The organism is Achromobacter sp. (genome assembly GCF_032113835.1).
Classification (GTDB): Bacteria; Pseudomonadota; Gammaproteobacteria; order Burkholderiales; family Burkholderiaceae_B; genus Achromobacter.
Window position 1 is genome coordinate 1 of the sequence record NZ_DAMCTG010000063.1, and the last position, 26616, is coordinate 26616.

The window sequence follows — 26616 nt, forward strand, 5'->3', positions numbered from 1 at the left end:
AACCCGCCGTCCACCCGGCCCAGCCCGCGCAGCCAGTGCGCCGTCTGGGCAAGCGACACGCGCACGTGCCAACTGCCGCCTTCCGTCGCCTGGCGCGCCAGCGCCACCTGCGCGCCGAAGGCCATCAGATAACCCGACGCATGATCCAGGATCTGCATGGGCAGCGCTTTCGGCGCCGCCTGCCCGGCAGCTTGCGCTTCCGCGTGGTTGAAGCCCGTTGCTGTCTGCACCAGGGAATCGAACCCGCGGCGGTTGGCCCACGGCCCCGTCGTGCCATATGCATTCAGCGACACGTAGACGATGCCGGGACGAATGCGCGCCGCATCCTGCGGACCGAAGCCCAGCGCGGACATCCCACCCGGCCGATAGCCCTGCACGAAGATGTGCGCACTGCGCAGCAGATTGCCCAGCGCGATGCGGCCGTCGGCCGTGTCCAGATCCGCCAGCACCGACAGCTTGCCGCGGCTGGTGTCGATGATGTTGTCGATATTGGGCAGTTGCGGACTGTTCACCAGCATGACGTCGGCGCCATAGGCGGCCAACGCGCGGCCGCACACCGGACCCGCGATGATGCGCGTCAGGTCCAGCACGCGGATATCCTGCAGCGGACGTGCGTTTTGCGCGTACCTGGGCAGCGGGCGCGGATCGGCCTCGCCGATGCGCTCGATGGTCAGCAGCGGCTGCGCCGCGATGGCCTGCCCTTGCGGATGGCGGTCCCATTCCTCGAACGAGCGCATGGCTGACACCACCATGCCGGCATCGGCCGCGACCTGTTCGAAATCCACCGCCTTCCAGCGGCTCAGCGCGCGCTCCACGGCCTCGCGCGTCGCGCCGTCGCCGGTCGGGCAGCCCAGCAGCGCCAGCGCTCCGTCACGGTGATGCGCGAAATTGGCGTGGATGCGCACCCAGCCGCCATCGCCGCAACGATAGACACCTGTGATCGGATCCCAGATATTGGGCGTAACGCCGTTGATGGTGAAGTGGCTGCGGCACTCCTGCGCCGCATGCAGCATGTCGACGCTGACCTGCTGCCGCGCGCCGCCCCGCAGATGCCAGACCTCGGCAGCGGCCAGCGCGGCGGCGGCCATGCTGGCCTGCGCCGCCGTACCCACGGCGAATGACGATGGGACGACAGGGTCGGCGCCCGTCAGCACCACGTGCTCCAGCGACTCCTCCGGCAAATCGACCGATTGCCAGAGCTTCTGCAATACATCGCGGGACGTCTTGCCTGCGGGTGTGCGCCCCTTCAGAAAGGACGGTCGGAAGTCCATCAGGTTTCCCATAGCTGTTTGCCTGCTCTAGTCGTTTATTTGCATTACATGGCGCGCCCCCCCATGCGTCAATATGCCCGGCGCGACAGCGTGTTTCGGGGTTTGACGGCAAAACTTGGCGCGCCGGCCGCCTGGGCGCCCGCGTGCCGCTCCCCCTCACGCGGCCCCAACGCTGCCGGTTGCACCGCAACAACCGTCACATCTCCTCGTAGTTTTTACATCGGCTTCCAAGCGCCGCCAGCCCGGGGGACGCGCGGGCACAGGATAGAATCGCAGCCTCGCCGGTCCGCCTGCCCGGCCCTGTCTCCTGGAGCCCCCCGATGAATACGCTGCTCTGGCTGCGCACCGACCTGCGCATGCACGACAACGCCGCGCTGGCCGCGGCGGCCGAGGCCGGCACGGTCACCGCCCTTTTCCTGGCTGCCCCGGGGCAATGGCGCCAGCATGGCGACTCCTCGGCCAAGGTGGATTTCTGGCTGCGCAACCTGCGTGAGCTGTCCAAGGATCTGGCGCAGGCCGGCATTCCCCTCAAGCTGGTCACCGTGGACGACTGGCGCCACGCGCCGCGGGCCGTGGCCGGCTTCTGCCAGGAGCACGCCATCGAACAGGTCCACGCCAACGCCGAATGGGGCGTCAACGAACGGCGCCGCGACGATGCCGTCGCAAGCGCCCTGGCGGACATCGGCGTCGATTGGACCCTGCACCACGGCGCGACGCTGCTGCGTCCCGGCACCGTGCTCAACGGCAAGGGCGAGTGCTATCGCGTCTACACGCCCTACGCCCGCACCTGCCGCGAGCGGCTGCGCAGCGCGCCGCTGCGCCCCATCCCCGCGCCGCGCGCCCAGACGCCACCGCGCTGGAAGTCCGATCCCCTGCCGGATTCGTTCAAGGGGTTCGACGCGCCCAACGACGCGGTGCGCGCGCTGTGGCCAGCGGGTGAAACCGCGGCCAGCGACCGGCTGGTCGCCTTTGCCGACGACGCCATTTTTGCGTACAAGGACGAGCGCGATTTCCCGTCGCTGCCCGCAACCAGTTGCCTGTCGCCCTACCTGGCCGCCGGCGTCGTGTCTCCCGGCCAGGCGCTGCGCGCCGCGCTGGCGGCCAACCAGGGTGAGATCGACAGCGGCAAGGCCGGCGTCGCCACCTGGATCAACGAATTGCTATGGCGCGAGTTCTACCAGCACCTGCTGGCCGCCTTTCCCGCCCTGTCCATGCACCAGCCCATGAAGCCGGAAACCGCCGCCGTGCCGTGGCGCGACGCGCCGGACGACCTGGCGGCCTGGCAGCAGGGCAAGACCGGTATTCCCATCGTCGACGCCGCCATGCGCCAGTTGCTGGCGCTGGGCTGGATGCATAACCGGCTGCGCATGGTGGCGGCCATGTTCCTGTCCAAGAACCTGCTGATCGACTGGCGGCTGGGCGAAGCCTGGTTCATGAGCCAGCTCGTGGATGGCGACTTGGCGGCCAACAACGGCGGCTGGCAATGGAGCGCCTCGACGGGCGCCGACGCAGTACCCTATTTCCGCGTCTTCAATCCGTTGTCGCAATCGCGCAGATTCGATCCGCGCGGGGCGTTCCTGCGCGAATGGCTGCCCGAGCTGGCGCATCTGGACGACAAGGCGATCCACGATCCCAACCCGATGGAACGCGCCGCCGCCGGCTATCCCGAGCCGATCGTCGATCTGGCGCAAAGCCGGCTGCGGGCACTGGAAGCCTTCGGCAACCTGCCCGCTGCGTAACGCATCTTGAACCTCTGGCGGCATTGACGTACGTCATTGCCGCCAGCGGGTCCGTCCCGGATGATGCCCTCGCCCATCACAGGACGAGCGACGCATGCGCAACAATCAGCCGGTCAACGACCGGGAAACCGTATTACGCGACGAGCAGTACCTGATCTCCCGCACCGATTCCCGCGGCCGGATCATCTATGCAAATCCCGCCTTCGTCGAGGTCAGCGGTTTCTCGCGCGAAGAGCTCGTGGGCTCGCCGCACAACATCGTCCGCCACCCGGACATGCCCCCCGCCGCCTTCGAAGACCTGTGGCGCACCATCCAGCGTGGCGAACCCTGGACGGGTATGGTCAAGAACCGCCGCAAGGACGGCGGTTTTTATTGGGTGCTGGCCAACGTCACCCCCATCATCGAGCGCGGCACCACGGTCTGCTACGCGTCGGTGCGCGTCAAGCCGACACGCGCGCAGATCGAAGCCGCGCAGGCGGCTTACGACAGTCTGCGGACAGCTGCTGCGCCTGGCATCCAGCTGCACGGCGGGCAGGTCCGGCCCACGGGGCTGCGCGGCGTCCTGGCGCGGCTGACGCGCGGGCGGCTCACCGGCGTGCGCTCACGCATGCTGGCTTGGGCGGTGCTGTCGGCCTTGCTATTTTTGACCGCTGCCGGCGCCGCGATGTACGGGCTGCACGACCGTCTGAGCCCCGAGGCGCTGGCCGCTGCCGCCGCCGCGACCGCGCTCGGCGTGGCGCTGATCTTCGCGTCGGGCTGGGGCTTTGCCCGGTCCATCGCCGGGCTGCTGGGCGCGGCCACCGACTTCACGCGCCAGATCGCGGCGGGCAACCTGAGCACGCCGCTTCCCGGCGCGCAGACTCATGACGAAATCGGCGAGCTGAAGTTTTCCCTTGAAGTCATGCGCAGAAGCCTCGTCAGCATTACCCGCGACGTGCACGCCGGCATCGAAAACGCCTTGAAATCGGCCGCCGACATCGCGGACGGCAATGCCGACCTGTCAGCCCACACCGAGCGCCAGGCGGCGTCGCTGGAAGAAGCCGCGGCCAGCATGGAACAACTGGCGGTCACGGTGAAGCAGAATGCCGCAAACGCGCTGGACGCCGATGCCATGGCCAATCAGGCCAGCGACCTGGCCCTGCGTGGCGGCCAGGTGGTCGACGAGGCCGCTCAGGCCATGCAGGGCATCGTCCAAAGCTCCTCACGCATTGCCGAGGTCGTGGGCATCATCGACGGCATCGCCTTCCAGACCAATCTTCTGGCGCTGAACGCCGCCGTCGAAGCCGCGCGCGCGGGCGAGGCCGGCAAGGGCTTTGCAGTGGTGGCGAGCGAAGTGCGCAGCCTCGCACAGAAAAGCGCCACCGCCGCGCGCGAGATCAAGGCGCTGATCGAAAGCTCGAACGCGCGGGTCGACGACGGCGTGCGGCACGTCGAACGGGCTGGCTCCAGCATGCGCGACATCGTGAACTCGGTGCAGCAGGTCACGCGCATCATCAACGAAATCGCCGCCACGTCCACCGACCAGCACGCCGGCATCGATACCGTCAGCCGCACGATCACCGAAACCGACAGCGCCGCGCAAGGCAACGCCGCGCGTGTCGAGCAGGCCTCGCAGGCCGTGGAAAACCTGCGCACGGATGGCGCCCGGTTGCGTCACGCCATCGAAGTGTTCCGCGTTTCCAGTGCACCGCCCGCTCCCGTCGTCGCGGAATCAAGGATGCGTCTTCCGGCCCCGCCAACGCCGCTCGCCATCACCAGCAATCGCCCGACCCAGGCTGGACTACGCAGTTGATCCGCCGGCGGCCGGGCCGGACGCAAGTCTGGGGCGCATGCGGAAAAAGCGCCGGGGCGGTCAGACGCCCGCGGCCGCTTCCTTGTCCAGACGCTTGATGAACACCTGCAATTCCTTGACGACCTGCTGGTCGCCCCGCGCCTGAGCCGCCTGCAATCCGGACTCCCAGGCGGTGCGCGCGCCGGGCTTGTCGCCCAGCCCAAGGCAGGCCTTGCCCAGCCATTTCCAGGCGACGGAATACGTGGGATCAAACGCCAGCGCCGCGCGCAGATGCGTGGCGGCTTCGGCATGGCGTTCGTGCTCGGCATAGGCCTTGCCCAGCGAAAACCGCAGCAGCAGGTTGTCCGTGCCCTTGGCCAGCATCGCCTCAAGCCGCTCGATCATTCCTTCCATGCGGGGTTCCTCTCATATCTGATCTTCAACAACACCGCATCATAGAACTGGCATGGCATCGCAGCGCGAAAGCCCCCACGCCGTTGTCCGGCGCTACACTCGCAGGTCTGCCCCGCGCCCGCGCCGCCGCGCCCGGACGCCCGATTTCAGGAGCCCGCATGAGCACGATCCATGATTTCTCCGCCCGCGCCATCGACGGCACGGAACAGTCTCTAGAAAAGTACCGCGGCCGCGTGCTGCTGGTGGTGAATGTCGCGTCCAAATGCGGATTCACGCCGCAGTATGCCGGCCTGGAAGATCTTTACCGATCATTCCACAACGACGGCCTGACCGTGCTGGGTTTTCCGTGCGACCAGTTCGGCCACCAGGAACCCGGCGACGAGGCCGAGATCCAGAATTTCTGCAGCACCCAGTACGACATCACTTTCCCGTTGTTCGCCAAGATCGACGTCAACGGCGCGAACGCCCACCCGTTGTATCAGTGGCTCAAGGGCGAAAAGCCGGGCGTCTTCGGCACCGAAGGCATCAAGTGGAACTTCACCAAGTTCCTGGTGGGACGCGACGGCCGCGTCATCAAGCGTTATGCGCCCACCGACACGCCGGCCAGCCTGCGCGAGGACATCGCCAAGGCCCTCTCCGCCCCCGTCTAACGCAGCGGCGGCAACCGCCGGCGCACGGTGTGCGCCTTGACGATGGCGGTGTTGGTCTCGGCGAACTCGGTTACGCGCTCCAGGATGCCGTCCAGATGCGTGATCGACCTGAGCACCATGCGGGCGATGAAGCAGTCATCGCCCGTCACCTTGTCGCACTCCACGAATTCCGGAATCTGCTGGATCAGGCCCTCGACGTGGCGCAACTGCCCGGGCAGCGGCCGGATGCGCACGATGGCCTCCAGCGTGTAGCCCAGCGCCACCGGATCCACGTCCAGCGTGTACGCGCGTATCACCCCCGATTCTTCAAGCCGCCGCATGCGATCCGCGACGCTCGGCGCGGACATGCCGACCTGCCGCGCCAGATCGGCCGTGGTGGTGCGCGCATTGGCCGACAGCATCTCCACCAGACGGCGGTCGATTCCATCCAGAACCGGACTTTCATTTTTTAGGTCGTTCTGCATAAATTCCACCCAAAGCAAGGTTGAAACCCGAAAGTGCCACCGCAAGATCATATAAGCAGATTGAACCGCCTGGGATAATTTCTCCATCGAATTCCTGGCCAGACGGCCTATCGGAGAACATCATGATCCCCTCGACCGAACGCGCGGGCCTCCTGCAGATGGCAGCCGCCATGACCCTGTCGGGCACCCTGGGCGTTTTCGTAATGGAGTCCGGGCAAAGCGCCTGGAACGTCGTCTTCTTCCGCTGCGTGTTCGGCGCGCTGTCGCTCTTTCTGTATTGCTGGGCGCGCGGCCTGCTCAAGCCCGGCCTGTTCACGGCGAAGACGCTGGCCCTGGCGCTGATTGCCGGCGCCGCGCTGGTGCTGAACTGGGTGCTGCTGTTTTCGGCCTATCGCCTGGCGTCCATTTCGCTGGCCACCGCCGTCTACAACGTGCAGCCGTTTTTCCTGATCGGTCTGGGCGTGCTGTTCCTGGGCGAGCGGCCCTCGCGCGGCAAGGTTGCGTGGTCGCTCGTGGCCTTTGCCGGCCTGCTGCTGGTGCTGCGCCTGGGCGACACGGGCGCGGCGGGCAGCGGCGCATATCTGTCGGGACTGATGCTGGGACTGGGCGCGGCCGCGCTCTATGGCATCACGGCCATCATCGTGAAGCGCCTGAAGGGCATCCCGCCGCAAGTGCTGGCGCTGGTGCAAGTGACGTTGGGCGCGGTCATGCTGCTGCCCATGGCGGATTTCAACGCCCTGCCCGCGCAGCCCGTGCAATGGGGTTACCTGGTGGCGCTGGGCCTCATCCATACGTGCCTGATGTACATCCTGATGTACTCGGCCATCCAGAAGCTGCCCACCACCTCCACCGCCGCGCTCAGCTTCATCTATCCCGCGGTCGCCATCCTGCTCGACTTCGTGGTCTACGGCCATCGCATGGATGCGACGCAGGTGGCGGGTGTGGCGCTGATCTTCCTGGCCGCCGCCGCCGTCAGCCTGAACTGGAACTGGCGCCTGCCGCGCAGCCCGCGGGCCGGTGCGGTCTAGGGCAAACCCGCACCCGGTCCCCGGTTATTCAGGCGTGCGTCCGGTTCGCGCCGCTATCATGGCCCTTCCCATCCGCGGGCAGCTGCCCGCGGCGCCATGACGAACAGGACACCCCCATGATCGATCTCTATTACTGGACTACCCCCAACGGTCACAAGATCACGATGTTCCTCGAAGAGACCGGCCTGCCGTACAAGATCCACCCGGTCAACATCGGCCGCGGCGATCAGTTCAAACCCGAATTCCTGGCCATCGCGCCCAACAACCGCATTCCCGCCATCGTGGACCAGGCGCCCGCCGATGGCGGCGCGCCGATCCCGCTGTTCGAGTCCGGCGCCATCCTCCAGTACCTGGCCGAAAAGACCGGCAAATTCCTGCCCGCCGACGTGCGTGGCCGCGCTGAAGTGTCGCAATGGCTCTTCTGGCAAATGGGCGGCCTGGGTCCGATGGCCGGCCAGAACCACCACTTCTCGGGCTATGCGCAGGAACGCATTGCTTACGCCATCGATCGTTACGTCAACGAAACCAACCGCCTGTACGGCGTGCTGAACAAGCGTTTGGCCGACCGCGAGTTCGTCGCCGGCGACTATTCCATCGCCGACATGGCGGCCTATCCGTGGATCGTGCCGCACGCCAAGCAGGGCCAGGACCTGAACGACTTTCCGCACCTCAAGCGCTGGTTCGACGCCATCCGCGCACGCCCCGCGACGCAACGCGCCTACGCGCTGGCGGACACGGTCAACACCACGCCCCCGCTCAGCGACGACGAAGCGCGCCGCATCCTGTTCGGCCAGACCGCCCAACACGTCCGCTAACGCCCAAGGAACGCGCCATGAACGCACCGCAACGCGTCTTTCGCCGCGCGCGCGCGGCCGATCTGCCCGCCATCGTGGCCATGCTGGCCGATGACGACCTGGGCGCCGGACGCGAGGATGCCTCCACCCCGCTGAATCCGCGCTATGTCGCCGCCTTCGAGGCAATCCAGCAGGATTCCAATCAATTCCTGGCCGTGGTTGAGCAGGATTCACAACTGGTGGGCTGTTTGCAGTTATCGTTCATACCCGGCCTGTCGCGGCTGGGCCTGTGGCGGGGCCAGATCGAAAGCGTGCGCATCGCTTCGGCATACCGCGGCGCGGGTCTGGGACGGGCCATGTTCGAATGGGCCATCGAGCAATGCCGCAGCCAGGGCTGCGGACTGGTCCAGCTCACCACCGACCGCGCGCGCCCCGATGCGCGCCGGTTCTACGAAAGCCTGGGTTTCAAGGCCAGCCACGACGGCATGAAGCTCAGCCTGTAACGTCTGATTCTGATTTTCGAAAGGAGCGCCCAATGCCCTTGCATGGCGAATACAAAGTCCCCGGCGGCAAACTGGTCGTCGCGGATCTGGAAGTGCGGGACGGCCGCCTGGCCGACGTGCGCATCAGCGGCGACTTTTTTCTTGAACCGCCCGAAGCCCTCGAAGCCATCAACCGCGGCCTGAACGGCATGCCCGCGGACGCCGGCGAACTGGAACTGGCGGTCGCCGTGCAATCGGCCCTGCCGGCCGACGCCGAAATGTTCGGCTTCTCGGCCGAAGCCATCGCCGTGGTGCTGCGGAGGGCGCTGGCATGAGCCGCACCGACTGGAACGACTACGACTGGCAACTGATCCATGAAGGCCCGCAGCCTCCCGCGCTGCACATGGCGCTGGACGCGGTCATCACCGACGAAGTCGGCGCCGGCCAGCGACCGCCCACGCTGCGCATCTGGGAATGGTCGGCGCCGGCCGTCGTGATCGGCCGCTTTCAATCCCTGAAGAATGAAGTCGACCCGGACGGCGCCGCGCGCCACGGCATCGAGGTGGTGCGCCGCGTGAGCGGCGGCGGCGCGATGTTCATCGAACCCGGCAACTCCATCACCTATTCGCTGAGCGCTCCGCAGGCGCTGGTCCACGGCATGAGCTTCCAGGAATCGTATGCCTTCCTGGACGCCTGGGTGCTGACCGCGCTGCAGGGCCTGGGCATCAAGGCCTGGTACCAGCCGCTGAACGACATCGCCTCCGACATCGGCAAGATCGGCGGCGCGGCGCAGGCCCGCCGCGCGGGCGCCGTGCTGCATCACGTCACCATGTCCTACGACATCGACGCCGACAAGATGGTCGAAGTCCTGCGCATCGGCCGCGAGAAGCTTTCCGACAAGGGCACCACCAGCGCCAAGAAGCGCGTCGACCCCCTGCGCACGCAGACCGGGCTGGCGCGCGAGGTCATCATCGACCGCATGGTGGAAACTTTCGCCGGACTGCATCGTCTGACTCCAGGCAGTGTGGGCAGCGAAACGCTGGCGCGCGCCCAGGCGCAGGCGGACGAAAAATTCTCCCGCGCCGAGTGGACAGGCGTCGTGCCCTGACGGCGCCGCAGTTTTTGGAGGTAATTGAATGAATCGCACATTCACGCCACCTGGCGCGATACGCGGTCTGATTCTGGGCGCCGCCCTGCTGGCCATCGCCGGCTGCAGCAGCACGCCCCCGTCGAACATCACGCTGGCCGATTCCAACGCCCAATCCTCGGCCACGCCGGAAAAGGTGGGCGACCTGTCCACCGAGCGCATCAAGTGGGCGGCCAGCAAGCCGGGCTGCGAGGGCGACTGCCCGCGCATCGAGATCGACAGCGTGGCCTTCCCCGGCATCCCGAAGCTGACCGCGCTGGTCGACCACGTGCTCGCCTACATGACCGGCACCGACGCCAACCGGCGCGGTCCCTACGACACGCTGTCGGAATACACGAAGTATTTCTGGTCCACGGCGCGCCCGCGCGACGCGACCTATTTCAAGGCCAGCGTGAAGGACACGGTGGGCGACGTCGTTTCCATCGAGCTGCACACAGAGCAGTACCTGACCGGCGCCGCGCACGGCATTCCGGCCACGCAATACCTGAACTGGGAACGCAGCCGCGGCCGCGTGATGAGCCTGGACGAAGCGCTGATCCCGGGACGCCGCGCCGATTACGTCGCTGCCCTGCAGCGTGCGCACGCGAAATGGCTGACCGGCAACCCGGACGCCAAACGCGACCCGGCGGCCTACAACAAGATGTGGCCCTTCCAGGAAAGCGACAACTTCGCGCTCACGCGCAACGGCATCGTGGTCAAGTACGACGCCTATTCGATCGCGCCGTATTCGCACGGCGAGCCTGAGCTGACGCTTTCGTACCAGGATTTGCGCGGCATTTTGAAGCCGGAGCTGCTGCCGGCGACGTAAAAGCACGCGGGCGCCGCGCCTAGTGAGCCGAGGCCTCAGCCCGGGTCATTAAGAAAACGCCGGGCATCCGCCCGGCAGTTTCTGGCGCCACAAATAGGAATCGCTCCTTGCGGAGCGATTCCTTTTTTTGTCTCTCTCTGCCTCCTCGACGACGCGCCCGAGGGGCGCATCGCCGATTCAGTCTTTACGGATACAGACCGCGCACCTGGCGGGCCTGCAGGATCCGCGTGCAAGCCACGATGAACGCGGCGGTGCGCAGCGTCACCTTGTGTTCGCGCGACACCTGCGCCACGGCGGCGTAGGCTTCGCGCATCAAGCGTTCGAGGCGCTGGTTGATCTCTTCCTCGCTCCAGAAGAAGCTGGAGAAGTCCTGCACCCACTCAAAGTAGCTGACCGTCACACCGCCGGCGTTGGCCAGCACGTCCGGCACGACATAGACGCCGTTCTCGGCCAGGATGTCGTCCGCTTCCGGGGTCGTCGGGCCGTTGGCGCCTTCGACCACGATCTTGGCGCGCACCTTGGCGGCATTATCGGCGGTGATCTGGCTTTCCAGGGCTGCCGGGATCAGGAACTCGGTTTCCAGCGTCCAGAACTCAGCCTTGTCCAGTGCCTGGCCACCCGAGAAGCCGCCCACGCCGCCGGTCTGCGACACGTGCGACAGCAGCTTGTGCACGTCCAGGCCGGCCGCGTTGTGCACGGTGCCGGTGTGATCCTGCGCAGCGATGACCTTGGCGCCGGCTTCATGGAACAGACGGGCGGCGGTGCCGCCCACGTTGCCGAAGCCCTGCACGACGACGCGCGCGCCGGCCACATCGATGTTCCGGTCGCGCGCGGCTTCGCACGCCACGACGAACACGCCGCGGCCAGTGGCCTCGACGCGGCCCAGGCTGCCACCCAGCGCGATCGGCTTGCCGGTAACCACGCCCGTGGCGGTGGCGCCTTCGTTCATGGAGTACGTGTCCATCATCCAGGCCATGGTCTGGGCGTTGGTGTTTACGTCAGGCGCGGGAATGTCCTTGGACGGTCCGATGATGACGCCGATCTCGCTGGTGTAGCGGCGCGTCATGCGTTCGAGTTCCGAGGCGGAGAGCTTGCGGGGATCGACACGGATGCCGCCCTTTGCGCCGCCGTACGGCAGGTTGACCGCGGCGTTCTTGACCGACATCCAGGCGGCCAGCGCCATCACTTCGGACAGCGTCACGTCCTGGTGGAAACGCACCCCACCCTTGCCCGGACCGCGCGACACGTTGTGCTGCACGCGATAGCCCTCGAAGTGGGCGATGGTGCCGTTGTCCAGTTCGATCGGCACATCGACGATCAGCGAGCGCTTCGGACGCTTCAGCGTCTCGACCCACCGGCTCAGGGAACCGAGGTACGGTGTGACCCGGTCGACTTGTTGCAGGTAATTACCCCAGGGGCCGAGGTCCTCGGCATTCAGATAAGACGGCAAGGCATGGGTGGGAGTTTGAGACATGAGCATGCTCTCCTGACAAAGTTGCGCCATTTTATCCACGAAAGTAATAGCGTCCCTATTTAAAGTTTAAATATTTTAAATAGGGACATATTAACGTTGCGGATACCGAACGGGTCGCAGGCGGGCCCGGAAGCTGCAGCTATCCTAAGCCTGCAATGGGGTGGCGTCCAGCCTGCGGCGGGGATTCGCAGGGCGAAAAAAAGGGCGGCCTCTTTTGGAGAGCCGCCCTTCACATTCATGCCTATGCAGCCACCCAGCCATCACCCCGATGTCTGACACCCTGGAGCGCCCCGGTGTCTGACACCCTGGAGAGACGATCTTCAGCCTGCACCGCCGCAGCAAGGGTGTCAGACACCTGCATCGCGGCCAGCCACACTCAGCAAGAGCACCGCATCACCCCGGTGTCTGACACCCGGGTGAGACGGTCTTCAGCCTGCACCGCCGCAGCAAGGGTGTCAGACACCTGCATCGCAGCAATGGCATCAGACACCTCGCCAGCGCCAATTCACACCGACAGCAACTGCCAAGCCAGACGCGCCGCCGCGCGCGCGCCGTGGCCGTCGACGTCGAACTTGGGGTTGAACTCCGCCATGTCCGCCAATCGGAGTTTGCCGCTAGCCTTGACCCGCAGGACGATCTCCTCGATCACGGACATCGGCACGCCATAAGGCGCCGGCGCGGACACTCCCGGCATCACGCCAGCAGGCAGCACATCCAGATCGATCGTGAGATACACGTGCTCTGCCTTGGCCAGCAGCCCGTCCACGTCGGCAAGCCGGGCATCCAGATGACGCTCCTGCATGTCCCGGTCTTCGATCCACACGGCGCCGACTTCCGCGGCGCGGGCGTAGAGCGCCGGCGTGTTGGCCAGCCGCGAGACCCCCAGGCAGGCGTATTGCAGGTCGCGCCCGCGCGCCTCGCTGTCCGTCGCGATCTGGTCGAACGGCGTGCCGGAGCTGCCGGGGCGGCCCGTGCGCAGATCGAAGTGCGCATCCAGATTCAGCACCAGCACGGCGCCCGCGTCGCCGCGCGCATCCAGCCAGCGGGCCAAACCCTGGAAACTGCCCCAGGCGATCTCATGCCCGCCACCCAGTACGACCGGCCGGGCGCCCCGCCCCATCAGTTCGGCCAGACGCAGGCCCAGGCGCTCCTGCGCGTCTTCCAGCTTGTCGCCGTGGCATTCGACGTCGCCGGCGTCCAGCAGGCGCGTCAGCCCATGCGCCGGCAGGCCCGCCAGATACTTGCGAATGCCGGCAGGCCCCGCGGCGGCGCCCACCCGGCCCTGGTTGCGCGCCACGCCCGCATCGCAGGCAAAGCCCAGCAGCACGGCCTCGCCCATCTCGCCCTGCCCCGCTTCGGCCTCGACGATGTGCGCGAGCCGGCGGGTGTCGCCCTGCTCGGCGCTGTCGTCGCGTGCCTTCCAGAGACTTTTGTCCAGTTGCGGCGCGCTCATGCTGCCGCCCCCGGGCCCGCGCTCAGGACCGCCTGCAGGAATTCGCGGGTGCGGGCTTCGCGCGGCTCGCTGAAGATCACCTCCGGCGAACCGGATTCCAGGATGACGCCGCCGTCCATCACGGCCACCACGTCCGCGACGTCGCGGGCAAAGCCCATTTCGTGCGTCACGACCATCATGGTCATGCCTTCGCGGGCCAGCAGCTTCATGACCTGCAGCACTTCGCCGACCAGCTCCGGATCCAGCGCCGACGTCGGCTCGTCGAACAGCATCACCTGCGGCTGCATCGCCAGCGCGCGCGCAATAGCCACGCGTTGCTTCTGGCCGCCGGACAGGCTGGCGGGCATGGCCGCCATCTTCTGCGACAGGCCCACCTTGTTGAGCAGGTCTGACGCCAACGCATTGGCCTGTTCGCGCCCCATGCCGAGCAGCGTGCGGGGGCCGACGGTCACGTTGTCCAGCACCGACAGATGCGGGAACAGATTGAAGCCCTGGAACACCATGCCCACCTGCGTGCGCAACTGGTTCAGTTCGGCTTCGGGCAACATCACCCCGTCGGCCTGCAGCGTCTGGCCACAGATATCGACCGTGCCGCGCTGGGCGACTTCCAATCCGTTGCAGCAACGCAGCAACGTGCTCTTGCCCGAACCGCTCGGTCCGATGACCACCACCACCTGCGACTTCAGCACATCGAAATCGATGCCGCGCAGAACGGCATGATCGCCATAGGACTTGTGCAGGCCGCGGATGCGGATCATTTCCTGACCTTCGATGATGAGGCTCATTGCACCATTCCTCCAGCGCGCAGGCGATGCTCGATCTTGCGCAAAATCACCATGGCGGTCGTGGTCAGCGCCAGATAGATCAAAGCCACCACCAGGTAGGTTTCCAGCGAGCGATACGACACGCTGATGATCTTCTGCCCCTCGTGCATCAGATCGTGAATGGTCAGCAGCGAGACCAGCGCCGAGTTCTTGATGAGCGCGATGAACTCGTTGCCCAGCGGCGGAATCATGCGCACGAAAGCCTGCGGCAGGATGATGATGCGCATCGCCTGGCCGGAAGACATCCCCAGCGAGCGCGCCGCCTCCGTCTGGCCGCGATCCACCGACTGGATCGCGCCCCGCACGATCTCCGACACATAGGCCCCGGAATACATGCCCAGGCCCAGCACGCCGCAAGCGAACGCCGGCAGCGTCACGCCGAACTGCGGCAAGCCGAAGAACCAGATGAACAACTGCACCAGCAGCGGCGTACCCCGGAAGAACAGCAGGTACGTGCTGCACAGGTGATACGTGATGCGCCGCTGCGGATTGAGCCGGCCGATCCCGACCAGCAGCCCCATCACGCAGCCCAGGAGCAAGGCGCCGGCGGTCACCTCGACGGTGACCAGCGCGCCCCGCATCAGCGCGTCGAAGTCGGCGAAGACGGGTGAGAATTCCAGGTTCATTTCGCGGGGGCCTCGAACCACTTGTTCACGATGGACTGGTAGCTGCCGTCGGCCTTGAGCTTCTTCAACGCGGCGTTCAGGTCGCGCGTGAGCTCAGGCTTGTTCTTGGGCACGGCGATGCCGTAATCCTCGGTCGTGACCTGCTCGTTCAGCACGGTCAGGCCGTTGGTGCTCTGCGCGAACAGCTTGGCGGCGGGCTTGCCCGTCACTGCGGCATCGGCGCGGCCGATCTGCACCAGGTTGAACATCTCCTGGTTCTTCTCGACTTCCACGCGCTGCACCTTGGGGAAGTGCTCTTTCAGGTAGTTCACCGACTTCGTGCCGACCTGCACCGACACCTTGCGGCCTTCCAGGTCCTTGATCGTCTTGATGGGGCCGTCGGCCTTGGTCAGGACCACCAGGCCGCCCGCGTAGTACGGATCGGTGAAATCGACGACCTTGCTGCGCTCGGGCGTGATGTAGATGGCGGACACCGCGATGTCGGCGCGACCGGCTTGCAGCGCGGGAATCAGGCCCTTGAAGTCGATGTCGATCCATTCAACCTTCTTGCCCATCGCGCCGGCCAGCGCTTCGACCAGCTCGATGTCAAAGCCGGTGCGCTTGCCGTCCTTGACGAATTCCATCGGCGGGAAGGTGGCGTCGGTGACGGCGCGAATCGTTTCCTGGGCGTGCGCGGCGCCGGCGGCCCAGGCGAGGCTCAGAGTCAGGGCGGCGGACAGCAGCGTGCGGCGAGTGGTCATGGTGGGTCCTATGGAGGTGGGTGCGACAGGTGGTACGACGGTGGGTACGACGTTCGTTGCGGCTAGGAACGGGCTAAACGATGAGGCGGGTGAAACAGGTGTTCGATAAGGCGGACAACACGGCCTCAGGCGGCCTTCAGGCGCTCTGAAATTCGGCGGGCGGCTGCGAGGGTCATCTCGATCAGCGCGTCCGGATGTTGCGCGGCGCGGGTGGACGGCGCCATCAGCGTGATCGAGGCCACGGCCTGGTTCGCCCGCTGAAAAATCGGCACGCTCACGCCCCAGACGCCGGCGTCGACTTCGCTGTCGGTCACGGCATAGCCTTGCGTGCGGATGGTGTCCAGCTCGCCGGTCAACCGGGCGGCATCCACGCCGGCCTCGTCGGCCAGGTAGGCCAGCGCGGCCTGCAGGCGGGCCTGCGGCATGAACGCCAGCAGCGACTTGGCCGACGCGCCCCGCGCCAGCGGCAGCCCGCGGCCCTTGGTGAACGAGCAGCGCAGCGGATGCTGGCTTTCCACCATGTCCAGGCACACGGCCTGGTCCTTCACGGCGACAAGCAGGCCGATGGTTTCGCCGGACGACGCGGCCAGCGCCGCCATGTCGGGTTGCGCTTCGTGAATCAGGAACGACGACTGGTCAAAGCCCCACGCGAGCTGCACGCACAGCGGGCCGGGCCCGTATTCGCCTTCGTGTTCGGCAACGAATCCCCAGCGCTTGAGGAGCGCGATCTGCCGGTAGAGCGTGCTCTGCGCCAGGCCCGTTTTTTCGGCCAGCGCGGCGATGCTGAGCGGGCCGTCGTGCCGGGCCAGGGTGGCCAGCACATACAGGACGCGATCCGCGCCCGCCCCGACAGACGTTTCCGACATGAAGATTCAACTCCCAGCAATATCGAAGCGAGATTATCAATTTGTGGCGGTTTCACTTCTGATTTTTCCCATCGATTGAGAATCGCAAGGGAAAACCCCGAATTTCGGACGCAAAAAAACCCGCCGGAAGGCGGGTTTCCATCGGACGATAGCTGGACGATCCAGCTTTCAAGCAGGGCTCTTCAAGGCGCGGGGGGCTTCTCGTAATCCGACAGCCCGACACCGGAGACGCCCTTCACACCCCCCCCGGGGGCCGCAGCGGCCGGCGCCGGCGTCGACGGGGCCACAGGCGCCTGAACCGCAGCCGGCGCATCGGCCACGGGCGCGGCATCCGCCCCCTGCGGCACGCCCTGCGCCGCCGCACGGCGTTTGCGCTTGGCGTCCTCTTCCTTCTGGACCAAGGCCGTCAGCTCGGCGGCCAGCGACTCGGACTTGCCCGTGGCCGCCCACGCGGCCGCGTTCTGCCCCTTCGTGTCCTGCGTGGTGACGTCGGCGCCGGACTTGAGCAGCAGCTCGACCATGGGCTTGCGGCCGGACAGCGCCGCCATCATCAACGGCGTCTCGCCATTGGGCGCGGGCGCATTGACCATGGCCTTGTTCGCCAGCAGCAGGCGCGCCATTTCCATCTGCCCCTTGGACGCGGCGTAATGCAGCGGCGTCCAGCCCAGGCGGTTGACCTGCGCGCCTCGGGCAATCAGCTTCTTGGCGCGTTCGGTCTGCCCGGCGATGGCCAGGTACATCAGCGGCGTCTCGCCCGCCGGGTTCTCGGCGTTGACGTCCGTGCGCTTGTCCGCGGCCAGCACATCGAAGACATTCCAGGCGTTGTCCACGACCGCGCGCATGATGGCCGGCTGGCCGTTCTTGTAGCGCACGTTGGGATCCGAGCCCTGCGCCAGCAGATCGCGGATGTCGTCGGGATAATCGTTGGCGACGTAGACCCACCAGTCGGCGGGATTGGCGGCCTGCGCGGCGGGCGCGGCCAGACCGATGGCCAGCGCCAAGAGGCCGGCGCGGCCGCATGACAGGAAGGCTTTTTGGGCGGAGGCGATGCGGATGGCCATGGCTGTCCTTGGATGCGGATTCAATGAATCGGGATGACTATTTCTTGATCTTGCTGAACAGCTTGAAGAAATTGTCGGTGGATGCGCGTGCGACCTCGGCTACCGTGATGCCGCGCAGGTCCGCGATCTTTTCGGCAACGTGGATCACCTTGGACGGATCGTTGAGCTTGCCGCGGAACGGCACCGGCGCCAGGTACGGCGAGTCGGTTTCGATCAGCAACCGGTCCAGCGGGACCTTGGCGGCCACTTCGTGCACGATCTGCGCGTTCTTGAACGTCACGATGCCGGACAGCGAAATGTAGAAATTCTGATCCAGCGCAGCCTGCGCCACTTCCCAGGTCTCGGTAAAGCAATGCATGACGCCACCCGCCTCGGCCGCCTTTTCCTCGGCCAGCATGCGCACGGTGTCCTCGGCGGATGAACGGGTGTGCACGATCAGCGGCAGGCCCGCCTCGCGCGCCGCGCGGATGTGGCGACGGAAGCGTTCGCGCTGCCAGTCCAGCGGCTCGGACAGCCGGTAATAGTCCAATCCGGTTTCGCCGATGGCCACGACCTTGGGATGTTCGGCCAGGCGCACCAGTTCTTCGGGCGTGGGGTCCGGCGTGTCTTCGTAGTCGGGGTGCACGCCCACCGACGCCCACAGGCGCGGCTCTGGCTCCACCAGCGACATCAGGCCCGGCCATTCCGGCATGTTGACGCTGACGACCAGCGCGTGCGTGACCTGGTTTGCGGTCATGCGGTCAAGAATGGCCGGCAGATCGTTGGCAAGCTCGGGAAAATTCAGATGACAGTGTGAATCGACGTACATGGGAAGTCTGGTAGGTCTTACGCCTGGCAGGATAGCACCACGCGTTGCAGGGTGGCGTGGGCGAAAAGCTTGGCGTTCAGGGGGTGCGTGGCCAGCGCGCGCTGGCGCGTCAGCCAGCGGGCCGATTCGGCCACGCGGGCGGGATTGATACGGGCGGCAACCTGTGCCACGCCGGCTTGCAGCGACGGGAAATAGCGCACCGGCGCGCCGGCGCTGGCCAGCATCAGATCGGTGTAGAGCCGTTGCAAGGCATCGATCCATTCAGCTGCCGCCACCTTTTCCAGGGATTCGGCCAGCGTGCCCACGTCGGGCGTCTGGCCCTTGGACAACGGATTGACCAGTTGGCCCAGCCATGCCGGACAGGCGGACTCGCCCGACTGCGCCAGCCGCAATGCCGCCAGCGGCGCGCCGCCCGCCGCGGCCAGCCATTCCCGCGCCGGCTCCACGTTCTGGTCGCGCAACCATTGCAGCGCCGTGTCCGCATCGGGCGCAGGCAGCGGCAGCCGGCGGCAGCGCGACACCAGCGTGGGCAGCAGCCGGTCCGGCGCGTCCGCGACCAGCAGAAACACCGTATGCGGGGGCGGTTCTTCCAGCACCTTGAGCAAGGCGTTGGACGACACGACGTTCAGCGCATGGGCCGGATACAGCAACGCCACGCGCCAGCCGCCGCGGTGGGTCGCGGTGTTGAACCAGGACTCCAGCGACCGGATCTGGTCGATGCGGATTTCCTTGGAAGGCGCGCGCTTGGCGGCGCCCGTCGCCGGCTCGGCGTCTTCGGCCTGTTCGGCCGCGTCCGCGCCCTCTTCCACGGCCACCGCCTCAGGGCGGATACGGCGCAGGTCGGGGTGATTTCCGCTGGCGAACCAGTTGCAGGCGGCGCAGTGTCCGCACGCCAGCCCGTTCTCGGGCGTCTCGCACAGCAGACTGGCTGCTGCGGCGATGGCGAAATCCAGCTTGCCGATGCCGGCCAGCCCGTGCACCAGCCAGGCGTGCGCGAACCGGTCACGGTTGCCCAGCCACGTGCGGGCCGTCTCCATCTGCCAGGGGTGAAATTGGGGCGCGCTCATGCAGCAACGGCCAGCAGCTCGCGCAGGCCCGCCTCGAGGTCTGCACGGATCTGGGCGATGGAACGGGTGGAATCGACGACACGGATGCGGTCGGGATCGGCTTTGGCGCGGGCATGGTAGGCCTCGCGGGTGCGCTCGAAGAAGGCCGCGCCTTCGCGCTCGAAGCGGTCCGGCTCGCGCGCATCGGCCAGCCGCGCCCGCGCGACTTCAAGCGGGACGTCGAACAGCCAGGTCCGGTCCGGGCGGCCGGCGCGCATCCAGTCTTCCAGAACCGCGACCCGATCGGCGCCCAGGCCGCGGCCGCCGCCCTGATAGGCGTAGCTGGCGTCGGTGTAGCGGTCGCAGACCACCCACGCGCCGCGCGCGATCGCCGGTTCAATAACTTGGCGGGCGTGTTCGCAGCGGGCGGCGAACATCAGCAGCGTTTCGGTATCCAGCCCCATGGCATCGTTCAGCACCAGCGCGCGCAGCTTTTCGCCCAGCGGGGTGCCGCCGGGCTCGCGGGTGGACACGACCTCAAGGCCCTGCCCGCGCAGGAAATCCGCGATCCAGCCGGTGTGCGTGCTTTTGCCCGCGCCGTCCACGCCCTCCAGCGTAATGAAACGTCCGCGTGAGGTCATTGATCCTGTCCTTGTGCTGATTCGGGTTCGGGGTTGGCCGGCGCGGCGGGCGCGGGAGCGGGGGTCGGCGCAGGCGTTGAACGCTGGCCCTGGCCCAGAATGTAGCGGGCAACGTTGCGGTTGTGCTCGGACAGATTGGCCGAGAACTCGCTGGTGCCGTTGCCGCGCGAAACGAAATACAGGAACTTGTGCTGTTCGGGCTGCACGGCGGCCAGCAAGGCGGCGCGGCCCGGCGCGGCGATCGGCGTGGGCGGCAGGCCCGGACGCGTATAGGTGTTCCAGGGCGTATCGGTCTGCAGGTCGCGCTTGCGGATGCGGCCCTGGTAGGCCTCGCCCATGCCGTAGATCACGGTCGGATCGGTCTGCAGCAGCATGCCGATCTTCAGCCGGTTGGTGAACACGCCCGACACGCGGCGGCGCTCCGGACCGTGGCCGGTTTCCTTTTCGATGATCGACGCAAGGACCAGCGCTTCATAGGGTGTGGCGACCGCCACGTCGGACTGACGCTTGTCCCAGGTGTCGTTCAGGATGCGCTGGCCTTCCTGGTAGGCGCGGCGCAGCAGATCGTAATCGGTGCTGCCGGGCGTGAAGACGTAGGTGTCGGGGAAGAACAGACCTTCGGGGTGCTTGATGGTCGAGCCCAGCCGCTCCAGCAGATCTTCGTCGCTGACGCCATCCAGCGTCTGCTTGACGTCCGGGTTGTCGCGCAGCGCCTGGCGGATCTGGCGATAGGTCCAGCCTTCCAGGAACGTGATCTGGCGCTGGGTCATGTCGCCGCGCGCCAGGCGTTCGAGCAGCAGCCACGGCGTGTCGCCGTTGATCGCCTGATAGCCGCCCGCCTTCATCAGTTTGTCGCGTTCGGACAGGCGCGCCATCCATACGAAACCGGGCTCCCACATCGGCACGCCGGCCGCGTTGAGCGCGCGCGCGACGGCGCGCGGGCTGCTGCCCGGATCCACCACGAAGTCAATCTTGTCGGCCGCCAGCGTCATCGGGCGGTGCATCCACATGTAGGCAGCGCCCACCGCGCCGCCAACGGCCAGGACGATGAGCAGCAGGAACCACAGGACGAAATTTCGGAGTCGCATCTTCATAAGTGTCGGAAGTTTAATGGATCGCGGGCCTCGCCCGGCACACAACCGGGGCCGGATCGCGCGGCGCACCCCTTTGCGCGTCGGGGACATGGCCAGTCCAGGCCGGGATCGGGGCTATCATCAGCACTTTGATGACGCGATAACCCCGCCGCCATGCACGCCTATTACGCTTCGATTCCCGTCCGCGCCGAAGGTTGCGCGCAATGCGCTCCACTGGATGATCTGGCGGTCTTCACCGCTTCTGGTGCCGACGCCCTGACCTTTCTGCACGGCCAGCTCACGCAGGACGTTACCGGCCTGACCCCGGACGCCGCCCGCCTGGCCGGCTACTGCACCGCCAAGGGCCGCCTGCTGGCCACGCTGGTCATGTGGCGCGGCGCAGGCGATGCCGACGACACGCCCCAGTTCTACGGCATGGTCCGGCAGGACCTGTCCCAGGCGCTCATCAAGCGCCTGTCCATGTTCGTCCTGCGCGCCAAGGTCAAGCTGGCGGCCGCGCCGCTGCACGTGGCCGGGGTGCAGGCCACCTCGGAACAGGCCGCGGCACTGGAAGCTCTGACGGGCGCCCTGCCCCGCGCGACCTGGCAACGCGCCGACCTGCCCTCCGGCACATGGATCGTCGCGCCATCAGCCGACGACCGCCTGCGCTGGTGGTGGATCGCCTCGGACGCGCAACTGGAACAATCCGGCGCGCTCACGCAGGCCCTCGGATTGGCGCCCGCCGCGCACTGGCAGGCGGGAGACCTGGCGGCCGGCATTCCCTGGATTGCCGCGGCAACGCAGGACGTCTTCATTCCGCAAACGGTCAACCTGGATCTGATCCAGGGCGTCAGCTTCACCAAGGGCTGTTATCCCGGGCAGGAAGTCGTGGCGCGCAGCCACTATCGCGGCACCGTCAAACGGCGCATGGCCTACGGCACCATTGCCGACCCCGGCCTGAAAGGCCCGGCGCTCACGGGCGTGGATGTGTTCGACGCCGCGCAGCCTGGCGAGGCCATTGGCCGCGTGGTGCAGGCCGCCAGCGATGCGGGTGTCGTGTCGGTGCTGTTCGAAACCACGCTGGCCGCGCTGCCCGAAGGCGATCTGCGTCTGGCCAGCGCCGACGGCCCCCGCATCGCGGCGGCGCCGCTGCCGTACTCGATCAATCCCTGATCCTTCCGGGCCTGCCCGCGCAGCAGCCCGCGCGCGCAGGCCTGGCGGTCATCGTCAGACCGCCACCCCGAACAACGCCCCCACGCCGGCCGTCACGGCCATCGCCGCCGCGCCCAGCACGGTGACGCGCAACGCCGCGGGCAGTTTGGGTGCGCCGCCCGCCTTCGCGGCCATCGTGCCCAGCGCCGCCAGACAGCACACCGACGCGCCGATGACCCAACCGATCAGGTGCGGTCCGGGCGACACCGCCGCCACCGCCAGCGGCACTGCCGCGCCGCCGGCGAACGATGCGGCCGAGGCCAGCGCCGCCTGCACCGGCCGCGCCCGGTTGTGCAGCGAGATGCCCAATTCGTCGCGCGCGTGCGCGTCCAGCGCGTCATGGCTGGTGAGCTGGCGCGCCACCTGTTCCGCCAGATCGCGCGTCAGCCCCCGGGCCACGTAGATGTCGACCAGTTCGGCCAGCTCTTCGCCGGAATTGCGCTTGAGCGAACGTTGCTCCATGCGCAGGTCGGCGGCTTCGGTGTCGGCCTGCGTGCGCACCGACACGTACTCGCCCGCCGCCATCGACAAGGCGCCGGCCACGAGGCCCGCCAGTCCGGAAGTGAGGATGGCGCCGTGCGAGGCCTGGGCCGCGGCAACGCCGGTGATGAGGCTGGCTGTCGAGACGATGCCGTCATTGGCGCCCAACACTGCGGCGCGCAGCCAGTTGCTGCGAAAAATTCGATGATGTTCTTTTGCTGGCATTGCTGGAAAACCCATGCGAGGCGCGACAGGCACGAGGCGCGCCCGGCCACTGGCCCGGCGCGCCTCACGCGAAATTCATCGCGGCGTCACGCGCACCGCGGTCAGCAAGCCTATCACGCACAGCGTGGCGTGTTCGCCGTCGTAGGCGTGCATTTCCACTTGGCAGACCGAAAGACGCTTGCCCGGCTTGACCACACGCCCAGTCGCGACAAAACGGTCACCCTTGGCGGGCGCCAGGAAGTTCATCTTGAACTCCGACGTCAGCACGTCCTCGTCCGGTCCGAATAGCGTGAACGCGGCATAGCCGCCCGCGCTGTCGGCAATGGTGGTGGAAATGCCCGCGTGCAGAAAGCCGTTCTGCTGGCAGAGGTCGGCGCGGTAAGGCAGAACGATGTCCACCCTGCCCGGCTCGACCGTGTCCAGCTTGGCGCCCAGCAGCGCCATGATGCTTTGCTGGCCAAAACTGGCCTGGACCCGCGCGGCCGGGTCCGTCGACGTTTGGGACGGCGCCACGTCAGTCCTGCTCGCGCTTGACCAGGTTGACGATGCTGGAAAAGTCCAGCTTGCCGGAGCCGCCGCCGCTGTGCAGCGAATACAGGTTGCGCGCCAGCTCGCCCAGCGGAATGGACGCGCGCGCCGACAGCGCGGCCTCGGCGGCCAGCCCCAGGTCCTTGAGCATCAGGTCCACGCCAAAGCCGCCGGCGTATCCCTTGGACGCCGGCGCATGTTCCATGACGCCCGGCCAGGGGTTGTAGAGCTCGGTCGCCCAGTTGCGTCCCGAACTCTTGGCGATGATGTCCGACAGCACTTTCGGGTCCAGCCCGTTGGCCACGCCCAGCGCCAGCGCCTCGGACGTGCCGGCCATCAGGATGCCCAGCAGCATGTTGTTGCAGATCTTGGCCACCTGCCCCGCGCCTGCCGGGCCCGCATGGAAGATATTCTTGCCCATCTTTTCCAGCACGGGACGCGCGCGTTGCAGCGAGGCTTGGGCGCCACCCACGATGAAGGTCAGCGTGCCGGCGGCCGCGCCGCCCGTGCCTCCCGAAACCGGGGCGTCTATCATGGCGATGCCGCGCGCCTCGGCCGCCTGCGCCACCTTGCGCGCCGAATCCGGCGCGATGGTGCTGCATTCAATGACCAGCGCGCTCGAGGCGATCTTGCCAAGCAGATCCTGGTCGAGATACAGGCCCTCGACGTGCTTGCTGGCCGGCAGCATCGAGATCACGACTTCGGCCCCTTCGACCGCTTCAGACGCGGACGCCGCCGCCGTCGCGCCGGCGTCGGTCAGCAGCTTGATGGCCGCCGGCACCAGGTCGAACACCTTCAGGCTGTGGCCGGCCTTGACCAGATTCAATGCCATGGGCGCGCCCATGTTGCCCAAACCGATAAACGCGATGCTGCTCATGATGTCTTGTCTCCTGTTGCTATTGCTGTAGGTATGGATTCATCGTGACCTGCGTAACTGCGTGACCTGCGTGACGGGCGGGAGCCAAGGGCCGGCTGGCGGGCCGGCCGCTATCAGCGACCGATCAGCGCCCTTCCTGCCCCAGATCGGCAAGCGGATGCGGCTCGCCTTCCGGCCAGGGTTCCTCAAAGAATTTCTGCACCCAGGCGTCGGTGGCCATGTCGATGACGGCCGGGTTCCAGCGCGGGTTCTTGTCCTTGTCCACCAGCAGCGCGCGGATGCCCTCGGCAAAATCGCCATGCGCCGTGCAGGCCAGCGCGGCGATGTATTCGACGCGGAACACGTCATCCAGCGACCGCAGGCGCGTGCGCTGCTGCATCGCGAACGCCAGACGCACCGATCCGGGCGAGCCCGCCAGCATGGTCTTGGCGGCGCGCGACAGCCACGGATCCTCGTGGTCCTTCAGGAAGGACAACTCCTCGTAGATGTCGTCCAGCCGGTTGCCGTTGCACAGGTTGTTGACGACGAACGAGTGCTGGCGCAACGGCCCGGGTTCCAGCGGCGTGTGCGGCTCGAGGGCGGTCAGCGCACGGCGCAGCAGGCCGTCGTTGATGGAGCGCGGCGGAATGGCGTCTTCGGCGGCGCCCGCGGCCTGCCCGGCCCACGGCTGCTGCTCCAGCGAGGACAGCAGCGCGGGCCAGTCCGCGCTGTTCAGGCGGAAGTCCGCCAGCCCCGCAAAGAAAGCGTCGGACGTGTTCAACTGCGCGCCCGTCAGCGCCAGGAACACGCCGCTGCGGCCCGGCATGCTGTTCAGCAGCCAGCTTCCGCCCACGTCCGGGAACAGCCCGATCGACACTTCCGGCATGGCCAGCCGCGAGGTCTCGCTGACGACGCGGTGGCTGGCGCCCATCATCAGGCCGATGCCGCCGCCCATGACGATGCCATGGCCCCAGCACAGCACGGGCTTGGGATAGGTATGAATGCGATAGTCCAGCCGGTATTCGTGCTCGAAGAAGCGGCGCGCATAGGCGTTGCTCCAGCCGGACTTGCCCGCGTTCTCTTTCATGCTGCGGTACAGGCCGTGCAGATCGCCGCCAGCGCAGAACGCCTTGTCGCCCGCACCCTGCAGCACCACCAAAGCAACACCGGGATCCCGCGCCCACGCGTCCAAGCGATCAGCCAGCAGGTCAACCATCTCGAGCGACAGGCCGTTCAGCGTTTGCGGCGCATTCAGCGTCGCAATGCCGAAACGCATTCCATTGGCAGCGGATCTTTCTTCGAACAACACCGGTGCATTCATCTTATGTCGGCTCCTTTTTCCAACAATTGGCGGGCAATGATCACGCGCATGATCTCGTTGGTGCCCTCCAGAATCTGATGAACGCGAGTATCGCGCACCAGACGCTCCAAGGGATAGTCTTTCAGGTAACCATAACCACCATGGATCTGTTGCGCATCCAGGCAGATCTGGAAGCCCATGTCGGTGGCAAAGCGCTTGGCCATCGCGCAATAGGTGGAAGCGTCGGCCGCGCCGGCGTCCAGCTTGCAGGCCGCCAACCGCACCATCTGGCGCGCCGCGACCAAGTGGGTTGCCATGTCCGCCAGCTTGAACTGCAGGGCCTGGAATTCCGCCAGACGGCGGTTGAACTGGCGGCGCTCGTCCATGTAACGGCGGGCGGCGTCCAGTGCCCCTTGCGCGGCGCCTACCGAGCAGGTGCCGATATTGATCCGGCCGCCGTCCAGGCCCTTCATGGCGATCTTGAAGCCCTCGCCCTCCACGCCCAACATGTTGGCGGCCGGCACGCGGACGTTTTCAAAGGTGATGGGGCGCGTGGACTGGCTGTTCCAGCCCATCTTCTCTTCCTTGCGGCCGTAGCCGATGCCCTCGCTGTCGGCCGGAATTGCAAAGGCGCTGATGCCCGCAGCGCCCTCGCCGCCGGTGCGGGCCATCACGACCAACAGGTCGGTATCGCCACCGCCGGAGATGAACGCCTTGGCGCCGTTGACGATGTAGCTGTCGCCGTCGCGCTGCGCTCGCGTGGAAAGCGATGCCGCGTCGGAACCGGCGCCCGGCTCAGTCAGGCAATACGAGGCCAGCTTTTCGCCGCTGGCGA

29 protein-coding genes are annotated in these 26616 nt (G+C 66.9%); 10 read left to right on the forward strand and 19 right to left on the reverse strand.

What is annotated here, in order from left to right:
• Nucleotides 1–1283: CoA transferase (locus RT697_RS19425; RefSeq protein WP_313701120.1), on the reverse strand; the 1283-nt coding region annotated here is incomplete at its 3' end.
• Nucleotides 1284–1591: 308 nt separating this feature from the next.
• On the opposite strand from RT697_RS19425, the gene phrB reads away from it, so the two are divergent.
• Both phrB and RT697_RS19435 read left to right on the forward strand, forming a co-directional pair.
• The gene (gene phrB / locus RT697_RS19430; protein WP_313701121.1) at nt 1592–3010 is read left to right on the forward strand and encodes a deoxyribodipyrimidine photo-lyase; all 1419 of its coding nucleotides are present in this window, start codon (nt 1592–1594) and stop codon (nt 3008–3010) included.
• A 94-nt stretch (nt 3011–3104) separates the two neighbouring features.
• Nucleotides 3105–4802, forward strand: a complete 1698-nt coding sequence (locus RT697_RS19435) for a methyl-accepting chemotaxis protein (RefSeq protein WP_313701123.1) — start codon at nt 3105–3107, stop codon at nt 4800–4802.
• 60 nt (nt 4803–4862) lie between these two features.
• On the opposite strand, the gene RT697_RS19440 is transcribed toward RT697_RS19435, so the two are convergent.
• Entirely contained in the window at nt 4863–5195 is a 333-nt protein-coding gene (locus tag RT697_RS19440) for a tetratricopeptide repeat protein (protein ID WP_313701125.1), read from the reverse strand.
• 158 nt (nt 5196–5353) lie between these two features.
• Between RT697_RS19440 and RT697_RS19445 the strand changes: the two genes are divergently transcribed.
• Entirely contained in the window at nt 5354–5845 is a 492-nt protein-coding gene (locus RT697_RS19445; RefSeq protein ID WP_313701126.1) for a glutathione peroxidase, read from the forward strand.
• On the opposite strand, the gene RT697_RS19450 is transcribed toward RT697_RS19445, so the two are convergent.
• A complete protein-coding gene (locus RT697_RS19450; RefSeq protein ID WP_105238577.1) occupies nt 5842–6309 on the reverse strand; it encodes an Lrp/AsnC family transcriptional regulator in 468 nt (155 codons plus the stop codon). The genes RT697_RS19445 and RT697_RS19450 overlap by 4 nt on opposite strands.
• A 122-nt stretch (nt 6310–6431) precedes the next feature.
• On the opposite strand from RT697_RS19450, the gene RT697_RS19455 reads away from it, so the two are divergent.
• The 6 genes from RT697_RS19455 to RT697_RS19480 all read left to right on the forward strand — a co-directional run bounded on the left by RT697_RS19455 (nt 6432) and on the right by RT697_RS19480 (nt 10568).
• Nucleotides 6432–7337 carry a DMT family transporter gene (locus tag RT697_RS19455; protein WP_313701127.1) on the forward strand — a complete coding sequence of 302 codons (906 nt, stop codon included), beginning with the start codon at nt 6432–6434 and terminating at the stop codon, nt 7335–7337.
• A 116-nt stretch (nt 7338–7453) separates the two neighbouring features.
• Nucleotides 7454–8152 carry a glutathione S-transferase N-terminal domain-containing protein gene (locus RT697_RS19460; protein WP_175139190.1) on the forward strand — a complete coding sequence of 233 codons (699 nt, stop codon included), beginning with the start codon at nt 7454–7456 and terminating at the stop codon, nt 8150–8152.
• Nucleotides 8153–8169: 17 nt separating this feature from the next.
• Nucleotides 8170–8634, forward strand: coding sequence for a GNAT family N-acetyltransferase (locus tag RT697_RS19465; protein WP_313701128.1), 465 nt, complete (start codon nt 8170–8172; stop codon nt 8632–8634).
• Nucleotides 8635–8672: 38 nt separating this feature from the next.
• Entirely contained in the window at nt 8673–8948 is a 276-nt protein-coding gene (locus tag RT697_RS19470; RefSeq protein ID WP_056318682.1) for a lipoate protein ligase C-terminal domain-containing protein, read from the forward strand.
• Complete coding sequence (locus RT697_RS19475; RefSeq protein ID WP_105238573.1) at nt 8945–9721, forward strand: biotin/lipoate A/B protein ligase family protein; 777 nt, start codon at nt 8945–8947, stop codon at nt 9719–9721. Before RT697_RS19470 ends, RT697_RS19475 begins: the two co-directional genes overlap by 4 nt.
• Before the next feature lie 28 nt (nt 9722–9749).
• Complete coding sequence (locus tag RT697_RS19480; RefSeq protein ID WP_313701130.1) at nt 9750–10568, forward strand: RsiV family protein; 819 nt, start codon at nt 9750–9752, stop codon at nt 10566–10568.
• A gap of 184 nt (nt 10569–10752) precedes the next feature.
• On the opposite strand, the gene RT697_RS19485 is transcribed toward RT697_RS19480, so the two are convergent.
• The 11 genes from RT697_RS19485 to mltG all read right to left on the reverse strand — a co-directional run bounded on the left by RT697_RS19485 (nt 10753) and on the right by mltG (nt 21195).
• Nucleotides 10753–12042 (reverse strand): Glu/Leu/Phe/Val dehydrogenase, encoded by a 1290-nt coding sequence (locus RT697_RS19485; protein WP_313701132.1) that lies wholly within the window; start codon nt 12040–12042, stop codon nt 10753–10755.
• A 505-nt stretch (nt 12043–12547) separates the two neighbouring features.
• Complete coding sequence (gene hutG, locus RT697_RS19490) at nt 12548–13495, reverse strand: formimidoylglutamase (RefSeq protein WP_313701133.1); 948 nt, start codon at nt 13493–13495, stop codon at nt 12548–12550.
• Nucleotides 13492–14280: an amino acid ABC transporter ATP-binding protein gene (locus RT697_RS19495; RefSeq protein WP_313701135.1), complete on the reverse strand. Its 789-nt coding sequence runs from the start codon at nt 14278–14280 to the stop codon at nt 13492–13494. Before RT697_RS19495 ends, hutG begins: the two co-directional genes overlap by 4 nt.
• Entirely contained in the window at nt 14277–14945 is a 669-nt protein-coding gene (locus RT697_RS19500) for an amino acid ABC transporter permease (RefSeq protein WP_313701137.1), read from the reverse strand. The genes RT697_RS19495 and RT697_RS19500 overlap by 4 nt, the downstream gene beginning before the upstream one ends.
• Nucleotides 14942–15685, reverse strand: a complete 744-nt coding sequence (locus RT697_RS19505; RefSeq protein ID WP_313701138.1) for a transporter substrate-binding domain-containing protein — start codon at nt 15683–15685, stop codon at nt 14942–14944. The genes RT697_RS19500 and RT697_RS19505 overlap by 4 nt, the downstream gene beginning before the upstream one ends.
• A 125-nt stretch (nt 15686–15810) precedes the next feature.
• Nucleotides 15811–16551, reverse strand: a complete 741-nt coding sequence (locus RT697_RS19510) for an IclR family transcriptional regulator (RefSeq protein WP_313701140.1) — start codon at nt 16549–16551, stop codon at nt 15811–15813.
• 182 nt (nt 16552–16733) lie between these two features.
• Complete coding sequence (locus RT697_RS19515; protein WP_313701142.1) at nt 16734–17612, reverse strand: ankyrin repeat domain-containing protein; 879 nt, start codon at nt 17610–17612, stop codon at nt 16734–16736.
• A gap of 37 nt (nt 17613–17649) precedes the next feature.
• The gene (locus RT697_RS19520; RefSeq protein WP_313701143.1) at nt 17650–18420 is read right to left on the reverse strand and encodes a TatD family hydrolase; all 771 of its coding nucleotides are present in this window, start codon (nt 18418–18420) and stop codon (nt 17650–17652) included.
• Between the two features lie 17 nt (nt 18421–18437).
• Nucleotides 18438–19487 carry a DNA polymerase III subunit delta' gene (gene holB, locus RT697_RS19525; protein ID WP_313701145.1) on the reverse strand — a complete coding sequence of 350 codons (1050 nt, stop codon included), beginning with the start codon at nt 19485–19487 and terminating at the stop codon, nt 18438–18440.
• Entirely contained in the window at nt 19484–20107 is a 624-nt protein-coding gene (gene tmk / locus RT697_RS19530) for a dTMP kinase (RefSeq protein ID WP_313701147.1), read from the reverse strand. The genes holB and tmk overlap by 4 nt, the downstream gene beginning before the upstream one ends.
• Nucleotides 20104–21195 (reverse strand): endolytic transglycosylase MltG, encoded by a 1092-nt coding sequence (mltG, locus tag RT697_RS19535; protein ID WP_409517464.1) that lies wholly within the window; start codon nt 21193–21195, stop codon nt 20104–20106. The genes tmk and mltG overlap by 4 nt, the downstream gene beginning before the upstream one ends.
• A gap of 159 nt (nt 21196–21354) precedes the next feature.
• Between mltG and RT697_RS19540 the strand changes: the two genes are divergently transcribed.
• Nucleotides 21355–22353 carry a folate-binding protein gene (locus RT697_RS19540; RefSeq protein ID WP_313701149.1) on the forward strand — a complete coding sequence of 333 codons (999 nt, stop codon included), beginning with the start codon at nt 21355–21357 and terminating at the stop codon, nt 22351–22353.
• A 54-nt stretch (nt 22354–22407) separates the two neighbouring features.
• On the opposite strand, the gene RT697_RS19545 is transcribed toward RT697_RS19540, so the two are convergent.
• From RT697_RS19545 to RT697_RS19565, 5 genes are all read right to left on the reverse strand, one after another.
• The gene (locus RT697_RS19545) at nt 22408–23097 is read right to left on the reverse strand and encodes a VIT family protein (protein WP_175121905.1); all 690 of its coding nucleotides are present in this window, start codon (nt 23095–23097) and stop codon (nt 22408–22410) included.
• 75 nt (nt 23098–23172) lie between these two features.
• Nucleotides 23173–23610: a PaaI family thioesterase gene (locus RT697_RS19550; protein ID WP_313701151.1), complete on the reverse strand. Its 438-nt coding sequence runs from the start codon at nt 23608–23610 to the stop codon at nt 23173–23175.
• 1 nt (nt 23611) lies between these two features.
• Complete coding sequence (mmsB, locus tag RT697_RS19555) at nt 23612–24502, reverse strand: 3-hydroxyisobutyrate dehydrogenase (RefSeq protein ID WP_313701153.1); 891 nt, start codon at nt 24500–24502, stop codon at nt 23612–23614.
• A gap of 124 nt (nt 24503–24626) precedes the next feature.
• Nucleotides 24627–25802, reverse strand: coding sequence for an enoyl-CoA hydratase/isomerase family protein (locus tag RT697_RS19560; protein ID WP_313701154.1), 1176 nt, complete (start codon nt 25800–25802; stop codon nt 24627–24629).
• On the reverse strand, nt 25799–26616 hold an 818-nt coding region (locus RT697_RS19565), incomplete at its 5' end, for an acyl-CoA dehydrogenase family protein (protein ID WP_313701155.1). The genes RT697_RS19560 and RT697_RS19565, both read right to left, overlap by 4 nt.